The 9,565-nt window shown below is 70.3% G+C and carries 10 protein-coding genes and 3 pseudogenes; 7 read left to right on the forward strand and 6 right to left on the reverse strand.

The genetic code is table 11. The features are described from left to right. Window positions 1–491: pseudogene (locus ACWD01_RS36465) on the forward strand (Ku protein); the annotation flags it as partial. On the opposite strand, the gene ACWD01_RS36470 reads toward ACWD01_RS36465, so the two are convergent. The 4 genes from ACWD01_RS36470 to ACWD01_RS36485 all read right to left on the reverse strand — a co-directional run bounded on the left by ACWD01_RS36470 (window position 488) and on the right by ACWD01_RS36485 (window position 1,689). Then, the gene (locus ACWD01_RS36470) at window positions 488–835 is read right to left on the reverse strand and encodes a DUF6233 domain-containing protein (RefSeq protein WP_451168168.1); all 348 of its coding nucleotides are present in this window, start codon (window positions 833–835) and stop codon (window positions 488–490) included. The pseudogene ACWD01_RS36465 and the gene ACWD01_RS36470 overlap by 4 nt on opposite strands. A 38-nt stretch (window positions 836–873) precedes the next feature. Next, a complete protein-coding gene (locus tag ACWD01_RS36475; protein ID WP_451168170.1) occupies window positions 874–1,245 on the reverse strand; it encodes a hypothetical protein in 372 nt (123 codons plus the stop codon). 74 nt (window positions 1,246–1,319) lie between these two features. Next, window positions 1,320–1,514, reverse strand: a complete 195-nt coding sequence (locus ACWD01_RS36480) for a LexA family protein (protein ID WP_451168172.1) — start codon at window positions 1,512–1,514, stop codon at window positions 1,320–1,322. Beyond that, window positions 1,480–1,689 (reverse strand): hypothetical protein, encoded by a 210-nt coding sequence (locus ACWD01_RS36485; RefSeq protein WP_451168173.1) that lies wholly within the window; start codon window positions 1,687–1,689, stop codon window positions 1,480–1,482. Before ACWD01_RS36485 ends, ACWD01_RS36480 begins: the two co-directional genes overlap by 35 nt. A gap of 188 nt (window positions 1,690–1,877) precedes the next feature. Between ACWD01_RS36485 and ACWD01_RS36490 the strand changes: the two genes are divergently transcribed. The 5 genes and pseudogenes from ACWD01_RS36490 (at window position 1,878) to ACWD01_RS36510 (ending at window position 6,708) form a co-directional block, all read left to right on the forward strand. Then, the gene (locus ACWD01_RS36490; protein WP_451168175.1) at window positions 1,878–2,537 is read left to right on the forward strand and encodes an HNH endonuclease family protein; all 660 of its coding nucleotides are present in this window, start codon (window positions 1,878–1,880) and stop codon (window positions 2,535–2,537) included. A gap of 61 nt (window positions 2,538–2,598) precedes the next feature. Next, complete coding sequence (locus tag ACWD01_RS36495) at window positions 2,599–2,790, forward strand: hypothetical protein (protein ID WP_451168177.1); 192 nt, start codon at window positions 2,599–2,601, stop codon at window positions 2,788–2,790. A 32-nt stretch (window positions 2,791–2,822) separates the two neighbouring features. After that, window positions 2,823–3,089, forward strand: a pseudogene (locus tag ACWD01_RS36500) (Tn3 family transposase); the annotation flags it as partial. A gap of 170 nt (window positions 3,090–3,259) precedes the next feature. Then, window positions 3,260–3,589, forward strand: coding sequence for a trypco2 family protein (locus tag ACWD01_RS36505; RefSeq protein ID WP_451168179.1), 330 nt, complete (start codon window positions 3,260–3,262; stop codon window positions 3,587–3,589). Between the two features lie 50 nt (window positions 3,590–3,639). Beyond that, the gene (locus ACWD01_RS36510) at window positions 3,640–6,708 is read left to right on the forward strand and encodes a tetratricopeptide repeat protein (protein ID WP_451168181.1); all 3,069 of its coding nucleotides are present in this window, start codon (window positions 3,640–3,642) and stop codon (window positions 6,706–6,708) included. Between the two features lie 330 nt (window positions 6,709–7,038). Here the strand turns inward: ACWD01_RS36510 and ku are convergent, their stop codons facing one another. Next, entirely contained in the window at window positions 7,039–7,713 is a 675-nt protein-coding gene (gene ku / locus ACWD01_RS36515; protein ID WP_451168182.1) for a non-homologous end joining protein Ku, read from the reverse strand. A gap of 378 nt (window positions 7,714–8,091) precedes the next feature. On the opposite strand from ku, the gene ACWD01_RS36520 reads away from it, so the two are divergent. Then, window positions 8,092–9,195 (forward strand): helix-turn-helix domain-containing protein, encoded by a 1,104-nt coding sequence (locus tag ACWD01_RS36520; protein WP_451168183.1) that lies wholly within the window; start codon window positions 8,092–8,094, stop codon window positions 9,193–9,195. On the opposite strand, the pseudogene ACWD01_RS36525 reads toward ACWD01_RS36520, so the two are convergent. After that, window positions 9,173–9,472, reverse strand: a pseudogene (locus ACWD01_RS36525) (integrase core domain-containing protein); the annotation flags it as partial. The gene ACWD01_RS36520 and the pseudogene ACWD01_RS36525 overlap by 23 nt on opposite strands. Between the last annotated feature and the right edge of the window lie 93 nt (window positions 9,473–9,565).

Genomic DNA, 9,565 nt, shown 5'->3' on the forward strand with positions numbered 1-9,565 from the left:
GCCTGGGCCTGCTGCGGGTCAAGGAGGACGCCCTGGTGCTGCACTCGATGCACTGGCCGGACGAGATCAGGTCCCCGGCCTCGCTGGCGCCGCCCCCCGTGGAGATCGACGATTCGGAGATGGACGGGGCCATGGCGCTCATGGACGCGATGGGGGAGGACGACATCTCCCACTACACCGACCACTACCGCGAGGCCCTGGAGGAGGTCATCGCCGCCAAGGCCGAAGGCAAGCAGCCGCCGACTGCCGAGGAGGCGGCGCAGCCCGCCGGGCAGGTCGTCGACCTGATGGCCGCGCTCAACGCCTCCGTCGCGAAGGCCCGCGAGGCGCGCGGCGAGGACGACCACGCCACGGTGCACGAGATGCCGAAGCCGAAGAAGAAGAAGACGGCGAAGAAGGCACCCGCAAAGAAGACCACGGCCAAGAAGGCAGCCGCCAAGAAGAGCCCCACGAAGAAGTCCACCGCCCGGCGCAAACCCCGCGCCTCCTAACCGGCCGTGAGCCCGGTCTCCGGCCGGCAGACCGGGCACGGCCTGATGCCCGGCTCCGCGAGCGCGATCAACGCCTCCTGCCGGTTCAGCCACCCGTGCGCGCTCTTGAACACAGTGCAGCCCCCGCGGTGCAGCACCGCGACGGCGTCATCAGCCTGGGCCCGGGACGGCTCGATCCTCCACGCCGACTGCTCCCGTGCGGCCCGCTCCCGCCGTCGCTGCTGCTCGTGCTCAGCCTCCAGCTCCCGGATCGCCGCGCGGGTGAGCTCGAGCTGGTACGCGAGGTACTGCTCGACGATGCGCAGCTTGTCGAGCCGGGACACGTCAGGCCGGTAGTCGGGCATCGGGAGCTCAAGGGGCAGAAGAGGCAAGGGAAGAGCGGTCAGGCGGCTTCGGTGACGTCGATCGCCGGCGTCACCGAAGGCCTCGTGGAGGCCTTCAACTCGCTCCGGGCCTGCACCCGCTGCTCGCCCTCGATGGTGGCCCAGTACGGGTGGGTGGTGATCCGGATCGACAGGTCGGTGCACTCCATCCGCAGCCGCTTCACCGTCCGCTGCTGCTCCTCGCTCCAGCCGGGGCTGTCCTCGCGGCCGCCGGTGACCTCACCGGTGTGCGGGTGCTCGGTGCCCGGCCAGCCTGGCATCGGCTCCACGCTCCACGGCAAGGTGCGGCACAGCGCGGCCAGCTCAGCCGTCGCCTGATGCAGCCGGACCTGCGCAGCACGCAGATCCTCGGGGAACTGTGTCTCAGCCATCGCGTCCTTCTCCTTGCTCGAACTTCACGATCAGCACGCCAGCCAGGCCCGCCGGCGGACCTCGCCCCGGCGCTTCACCGCACCCAAGGCCTCGAGCCGCTCCAGCTGGTACAGCACGCTCGACGGGGATACAGGCCGACACCGGCAGCGATCTCCCGCAACGACGGCGCCTCGCCGTGCACCGCCACGTACGAGCGCATCCAGCGCAAGATCCGCACCTGCCGCTCGCTGAAGTCACCCACGCCGTCCCGCCTTCCCGTCCTCGACACGCGCCTGGTGGCGCAGCTCCGCCCATCCGGTGCTGGGTCGGCCGGTGCCCCAAGCCGGGTCGGTGAAGATCCGCGCCGACAACTGCAGCAGACGCCGGCGCAGCTCCGCCGTGCCGTACGGGCGCGGGGCGGCGAGCGCCCGATAGACGCGGTCCCACTCACGCTGGACCTGCATCAAGCCATCGGGAAACGTCGATCGCGCCATGCCCGCAGTAAAACACGTGTTCGATTTACTGTGCATGTCGGACCGCCGGACCTGACGAGTACGGGCAACCGTTTCTCCGGTGAAGATCACCACCCGCCCGAGTGAGACCCCGCGGTTCTGCATCAGCAGGAGACGCGTGGTCCGCTATCCACGGGGGCGTGATCAAGAACCTGCTGCGTGGTCTGGTGCCGCTCACCCTCGCCCTCATCCCGACCCTCGCGCCCGCGCCGGCCCAGGCCGCCCCCGTCCTGCTGCCCGACGCGCTGTCCGCCCTGCCCGTCGCCGACGAAAGCCGCACGGGCTACACCCGCACGGCCTTCAAGCACTGGAACGCCGGCGCCGACTCCGCCGACGGCTGCAACACGCGCCGGGAGGTTCTGATCGCGGAGGCGATCGAGGCGCCGACGATGGGGGCCGGCTGCTCGATCACCGGAGGGAAGTGGCTGTCCTACTACGACGGCCAGGCGGTCACCGCCGCGAGCGCACTCGACATCGACCACATGGTCCCGCTCGCCGAGGCATGGGACTCCGGGGCCTCCGCCTGGAGCGCGGCCAAGCGCGAGGCGTACGCCAACGATCAAGGCTCCGCGACCTCCCTGGTCGCGGTCACGGCCCGCACCAACCGCTCCAAGGCCGACCAGGACCCGGCCGAATGGCTCCCGCCCGCGTCCGACCAGTACTGCCGCTACATCGGCGAGTGGGTCGGCACCAAGCTCCGCTGGAGCCTGACCGTCGACACGGCCGAGCTTGAGGCGCTCAAGACCTTCGCCGACGGCCCCTGCGAGGAGACCGTCATCAACCACAAGTCGGCCGAGTAGACCTGCGGCACCGGTAGAGCAGGCGGCGTGACCCGGTGTCTTCGGGTGCGTTAATCCCTACATGACGACGTACACGTTGGGGATCGAAGGCGGCCCGATGGACGGCGGGGCGGCGATGGTGGACGCCGACGAGGATGGCTGGCCGCCCTACCGTCAGTGCTGGAACGGGGCGGTGTACGTACGAGAACCGTTCGGACTCGAACCACACGATCCGAACTGGCACTACTGCCACCGCGGCCAGAGGCCAGCCTGACCTCGTCCACTGTCGGCTCAAGTGAGACGTGAGAGGAGGACCAGCTCGCCGCGCTCGGCCTGGTCCTCAACGCCGTGGTGCTGTGGAACACCCGCTACCCCGACGCCGCGGTCACCGCGCTGCGCGAGGCCGGCATGCAGGGGCAGGACGAGGACCTGGGCCGGCTGTCCCCGCTGAAGGCCAAGCACCTCAACGTCCTGGGCCGGTATAGCTTCCTGCCGGCCGTGCCCGGCGGCGGGATGCTGCGGCCTCTGCGCGAGCCGGCTGATGCCGACATGGAGAGGGAGGACGACCTGTAGGGGGCAGCGCCTGGGGGGTTTGGCTCGGAGCGTCGGCGGGCCGGGGTGTGGCAGGTTCTCGGGAATGTGACGGCCGTGACGTGGTTTCCGCTGGTTTTTGCCGGGAGAAGTAGCCGGATATGCCTCCTGCCGTACGGCAGGAGACGAGGGAGATGAGGAGGGGGACTGTGGTGGGTAACGCAAGCGGTTCGGATCAGGAGTGGATGGACCTGGCGGACGCGATCACGCTGCTGCGGGAGCAGGTCGCCGAGGCCCAGGACCGGATCGCGGTCCCTGCGGGCGGCGGCGACCGGGGGGTGCTGTTCACGCTGGGGGAGATCACGCTGGATCTCGGTCTGGAGCTGACCGGCAGCAAGGGCGTCAACGGCGGACTGCGCTGGAGCGTGATCAGCCTGGGCGGCAAGAAGGAAAGCGGCAGCAGGGCCACCCACACGGTGAGCGTGAAGCTGACCCCGCACCGGCCCGGCGGCGGCGACATCGACGTCAGCGACGAGGAGTAGGCCCTCCAGGCACGTGCCGGAGGCGGCAAGAGGGAAGCGGGGGAGGGCTGGTGGAGTTCGACCGGCGGGTGCAGATCCGGGTGGACCGGCTGAAGAAGGGGGAGAGGAACAAGGGGTTCGGCTCAGGTTATCTGGTCGCGCCGCGGCTGGTGCTGACCGCCGCCCACGTCCTGGACCACATGGATCCCGGCACCGACAGCCCGGTGACGGTGAGTGTGCCCGACACCGGCGAGCGGGAGTTTCCCGCGACCGTGCTCTGGCAACGCAAAGACGGCACCGTGGACGCCGCGCTGATCGAGATCACAGAAGGCCACGGCTGGCAGGTGCCGCAGTCCCTCGGTGACCTGCTCACCCGGCCGCCCCAGCGCTACGGCCTCATCATCGGAACCCGCCCCCACCCGGTCACCGCGAGCGGCTTCCCCCGCCTCCAGAAGGACACCACAGACGGCCGACGGCTGGATGAACAGTTCACCGGCCGTATCGCCCCGGGGACCGGCTCCCTGGCAGGCCGCTACGAACTCACCGGCACCGACCCCACCCCCGCCGCAACAGACACCCCCGGCGGCGGGAGCCGCTGGTCCGGCATGTCGGGAACCGCCGTCCTTGCCGACGACGGCTACGGCGGAGACCTGCTGTGCGGCGTCATGCGCCGCGACCGCCAGGCCGACGACGGCACCCGCCTGACCGCCACCCCCGCCGCCCGGCTCCTCGCCGACGACGCCTTCCGCTCCCTCATCACCGAGCACACCGGCTGGGAACCCGTCCTCGAACCGGTCGAACCCGCCGCCCTGCTCACCCCCGCCGCCGTCGACCGCAACCTCCGCTCCCCCGCCGCCCTCCTGCGCGCCGACGCCGAAGCCGTCGCCTTCCACGGCCGCCAGAGCGAACTCGCCGACTTACAAGCGTGGTGCGACGGCCCGCCCGCCATCCAGGTGCGCGTGCTGACCGGCCCCGGAGGACAGGGCAAGACCCGCCTCGCCCGCCGACTCACCGACACCCTCGGCTGGCGCGGCTGGGTCACCGGACACCTGAGCCCGGACCTCACCGACGACCCCACCCCGGACGCCGCCCCGCCCGATCTCACCACCCTGACCACATCCCTGCCCCTGCTGCTGGTCATCGACTACGCCGAGACCCGCCCCCGCCTGCTCCGCCGCCTCATCACCCACCTGCACCGCTCCCGCCACCGGGTACGCGTGCTGCTGCTCGCACGCTCCGACGGGCAATGGCGCACCGGCTCCCTCCAGGCCATCGCCGACGTACGAGACCTTCTCGAAGAAGCCCCGGTCATCCCGCTCGCCCCGCTCATCCCCACCAGCCAGGCCGCCCAGGACCGGCACAACGCCTTCCACCGCGCCGCCCATGACCTCGCCCTCCTCCTGCCGCTGCTTCCCGATCTGCCCGCACACGAGTGGACATCCCTGGCCGCCGAACTCCGGCCCCCCGCAGACCTGCACGACCACCGCTACGACAACGTCCTCACCCTGCAGATGACCGCCCTGGTCAGCCTCCTGCAGCACGGACCGCGGCCCGTCGACACAGCCCCCGGCACCCCACCGGAGCGCACCCTCCTCAAACACGAGGACCGCTTCTGGGAAGCCAGCGCGAATTCACCCGCCTACAGACTCGACCTGCCCGCCCCCACCCTGGGCGCCGCCGTGGCAGTGGCCGCCCTGTGCGGCGCCGGCACGAAGGACGAGGCGCTGCGCGTCATCACGACCCTGCCCAGCCTGCCCGCCCACCAGAGGGCACCCGCCGCCGCGTGGCTCGCCTCCCTGTACCCGGCAGACGGCGACCGCTACTGGGGCTCCCTCCAACCCGACCGCATCGCCGAATACCACGCCTCCCGCACCCTCACCGAAGGCGACATCCCGCTGCCCGCCCTGCTCGGCGCGGCAGCGCCCGGACAACAGGCCCAGCTCATCACCGTCCTGGCCCGCGCCGCCATCGCCCACTACAACACCGGCCGCACCACCGACAGCGACCACGTCCTCCAGACCATGGACACGGCCCTGGACACCGCCGCCCTGACCTACCAAGGCGTCCAGACCGCGACAGCCTCACTCCCCTACCCCTCCCGCGTCATCGCCCCCCTCGCCCTTCGCCTCACCACCGCCCTCGCCCACACCCACCAGCAACTCGCCGCGGGTAACCCGGCTGCCTACGAACCCGACCTCGCCACCTCGCTGTCCAACCTCGGCGTCCAGCTGGCGGAGGAGGGGCGGTGGAGCGAGGCACTGACCGCCACCGAGGAGGCGGTGGAGATCCGGCGTCGGCTGGCCGCGGGCAACCCGGCCGCCTACGAACCCGACCTCGCCACCTCGCTGTCCAACCTCGGCATCCGGCTGGCGGAGGCGGGGCGGCGGAGCGAGGCCCTGACCGCCGAACAGCAGGCGATGGAGATCCAACGTCGACTGGCCGCGGGCAACCCGGCCGCCTACGAACCCGACCTCGCGCGCTCGCTGTCCAACCTCGGCATCCGGCTGGCGGAGGAGGGGCGGCGGAGCGAGGCCCTCACCGCCACCGAGGAGGCGGTGGAGATCCAACGTCGACTGGCCGCGGGCAACCCGGCCGCCCATGAACCCCACCTCGCCGCCTCGCTGTCCAACCTCGGCGTCCAGCTGGCGGAGGCGGGACGGCGGAGCGAGGCCCTGACCGCCGAGCAGCAGGCGGTGGAGATCCAACGTCGACTGGCCGCGGGCAACCCGGCCGCCTACGAACCCGACCTCGCGCGCTCGCTGTCCAACCTCGGCATCCGGCTGGCGGAGGAGGGGCGGCGGAGCGAGGCCCTCACCGCCACCGAGGAGGCGGTGGAGATCCAACGTCGACTGGCCGCGGGCAACCCGGCCGCCTACGAACCCGACCTCGCCACCTCACTCGCTGTCTTCGCGATGCTTCTGGCAGCGGAGGGCGACCTTCCCAAGGCGCTCCACGCGACGGGGGAGGCTGTGGAGCTGTACCGCCGCTATGTCGGCACGCTGCCTCCAGCATTCCCGCGACTCCATGCCGTGCTGGACCTGCAGGCCCAGTTGCTCGACGGCGTAGGACGTCAGCAAGAGGCGGAGGCGGTCCGGCGCTGGCTCGGGGAGAATCCGCTCCCGTCTGATTCTCACAATTGACCGGTTGTGAGAACCGTTCTTGCTGACCAGCGCCAAGCGCGTTTGCCCAGGCCGGTTCTCGCAGAACACCTCTCACAACCGCCGAGTTTTGCGAGGCCGTTATGAGAGACGCGGTCGGGGTGCCGCTACCTGCGGAGACTGGCTTAGCGTTACTGGCTGCTCAGCTGATCCCCGACGCCGACCACGAAGGGCGACGCAGCGCCGACGCATCCGGTGGCGGGCATGGGCCGCCCTCCCGTGGGGAGCCGGGAGGGACTGGACCCCGCCCGACGTGACCGGGCGGGGCCCGCACAGCATGCACGGGAATCAGCCACCAGGGAAGAGGGTGGCTCAAAACCGCGCTGATCTCAGTGGAGCCGGCACGCTCGCCGCCTGGATGCTCTCCCCCAGCGCGGCAATCAGGTCCACTGCCGGCGGGGCCGCCTTCAGCACGGGCGGCGTGCCGCCGCTGGCCTTGGCCGCGACCAACTGCTCCAGGGCATGCGCGTACTCGTCGTGAAGCTCGCCGACCTCGATGCCGGTCAGCTCCCTGACCAGGACCTCGGCCAGCTCCAGTTCCCGGTCTGTGACCGGTGCCGAGGGGGCGATGTCGCCCGGGTCGCGCAGCTCGTCTTCCCAGAGCAGGGTCTGCAGGATGAGGATGCCGCGCCGAGCCCGCAGCAGGGCCAGGCGCTCGCGACTCCTGCTCGCGATCTTGGCCACGGCCACGTATCCGGTCCGGGCGAGCGCCTCGACGAGCAGGACGTAGGAGTGGTCGGCCTCCGGACCGCCCGGCCCGACGTAGTACGGCCGGTTGTAGCTGATCGGGTCGATGTCCTGGCCCGGGACGAAACCGAGCACCTCGACGGTGCGCTTCGTCGGGAGAGGAAGGTGCTCCAGGTCCTCGTCGGTGAGCGCCACCGTGCGGCCGTCCGGCATCGCGAAGCCCCGGCCCACTTCCTCGTACGGGATCTCCCGGCCCTCGGCCCGGCAGAAACGCCTGTGTTCGACGCGCGCAGGTGTCACGGGCTTGCGTTCGTCGGCGAGTGCGGCGGGTTCAGTGGTGGGTGGGCCACCAGCTTTCGATCAGCCAGCGTCCAAGAGCGGTTGCCGCGCCGTGGAGCAGTCCCCGCCGGACATGTTGCGCTGCGGTCGTGTTGTCGCCCTGCTCAGCGGGCTGCTGTTCAGCGGGCGTGTTACGGGTACGGGGCTTACGCATCATCGTCTCCTCCGGGCATGACTGCACGACGGCGCCGGCATACGGCACGCCCCACAGTCCATGGGTTCCAGGCCCGCTTTCGGGCCCACGATCAGGCTGAAAGTGCCGCGGGGCGGTGCATAAGTGGGACAGGCTGGTGCTGCGCGGAGGCAATCGCCACGCGAACCGGACAAGGGGGGAGACAGATGAGGGACGGCGCGCTGGAGCGCAGTGGTGCGGAGGCGAAGGACGCCCGGGCTGAACTGGGCCAGCATTTACGGGGACTGTTCGACAGCTGCGGGTTTTCCTTGCGTCAGTTCACCCAGAAGCACGGATTCAGCCATTCCGCGATCGCGCGGTACCTGAGCGGAGAACGTCTGCCGCGCAAGGCGTTCCTGGACGCCCTGCTGAATGAGCGCGGCAACGACGACGTGGCGCCGGTTACCGAAGACGTACGGCAGCTGACGTTCTCCCTGTACCGCGCGGCGCTGGAGGCCAGTGGCAGCGGCATCCTGCTGGAGCTGTACCAGCTGGAAGTCCGCCTGGAGGATCTGATGGCCGAGCTGGACCAGGTGCACGCACACGCGCATGACTTGGAGAAACTTCAAGCTCGGGGCGAATCCGAGGCCCGGGCATCAGAGCAGGACCTCGAGGGTGAGGTGGCCGCGCTGATGCACCAGCGGGCTGGAATCCTGGCCGAGCTGGATCGCGTGCGCTATGAGATCAGCCGGCGGGAGAACACGCTGGCCGCTCAGGACCACAGCCCGCCGGCTCGCGTGCGGTTCTCCCCTCCCCCCGGGGGGACACCGCCGCCTCCCCCCGCGAGCCCGACCGTTGCCCCAGGGGGACAGCGCAGCGGGCCAGGCAACAGGGCGCTACGGGCCGTCTCCGGAATCGCCGTGATTGCCGCGGCGGTCTTCTTCGGCATGTGGCTCGGCAAGTTCTCCCAGCACCCAGAAACGCCCACAGATTCCTCTCACCCCGGCCTGTCCGAAGGCTCGAGCGATCCTGCCCCCGACAGCAGTCGTTCCACCCCGGCGCGCCCCAAGAACGGGGACGAACCCCAAGCCATCGTCTCCACAACGGCGGTGATCCCCCGCGGTGAGGCCCTCGACGCGGACAGCCACAGGCCGATCCTGTGGGGCACGGAATATGAATGGGGGGACTTCCAGGTCAGCGACAACCCCGTACAGGCTTCCGCTTTCACCGGCAACCAGTACGCATCCCTGGCACTGTCCAAAGCCGCCGACTGGAACACGGGCCTTGACCCGGAATCTTGGACACGGGCTATGCGGCTTGGGCCAGGGTAGTTGATGTTGTGTCGAGTGCTGTCTCGTAGGCGATGGGACTCCGTTGTCCGAGGTGGGAATGACGGCGTCGGGTGTTGTAGCGGTTGAGCCGGCGGAACGCGTCGAGACGGGCCTCGCGTTCGTTGGACCAGTGCTTTCGGCCCTGAAGAGTCTCGCGTTTGAACGTCGCGTTGAAGGACTCGGCGAGCGCGTTGTCCGCCGAGCTGCCGATCGCGCTCATGGACTGGCGGACGCCGGCCTGGCGGCAGGCGTCGGCAAAGGCCCGGCCGGTGTACTGACCAGATTCAACCGGTCGTTGCAACACCGGCCTGTTGCAACAGTAGCTGCTCGTTGAACACCTCGGCCGGTGTCCTCCAGCCGAGCGTCTTGC

The sequence above is a fragment of the Streptomyces sp. NPDC002835 genome, from assembly GCF_053591995.1.

Excerpts from the sequence above, each read along its gene's own strand:
- ACWD01_RS36495 (WP_451168177.1), top strand. The coding sequence starts at position 2,599 with ATGACGACGTACACGTTGGGGATCGAAGGCGGCCCGATGGACGGCGGG.
- ACWD01_RS36485 (WP_451168173.1), bottom strand. The coding sequence starts at position 1,689 with ATGCAGGTCCAGCGTGAGTGGGACCGCGTCTATCGGGCGCTCGCCGCC.
- ACWD01_RS36475 (WP_451168170.1), bottom strand. The coding sequence starts at position 1,245 with ATGGCTGAGACACAGTTCCCCGAGGATCTGCGTGCTGCGCAGGTCCGG.
- ACWD01_RS36520 (WP_451168183.1), top strand. The coding sequence starts at position 8,092 with ATGAGGGACGGCGCGCTGGAGCGCAGTGGTGCGGAGGCGAAGGACGCC.
- ACWD01_RS36470 (WP_451168168.1), bottom strand. The coding sequence starts at position 835 with ATGCCCGACTACCGGCCTGACGTGTCCCGGCTCGACAAGCTGCGCATC.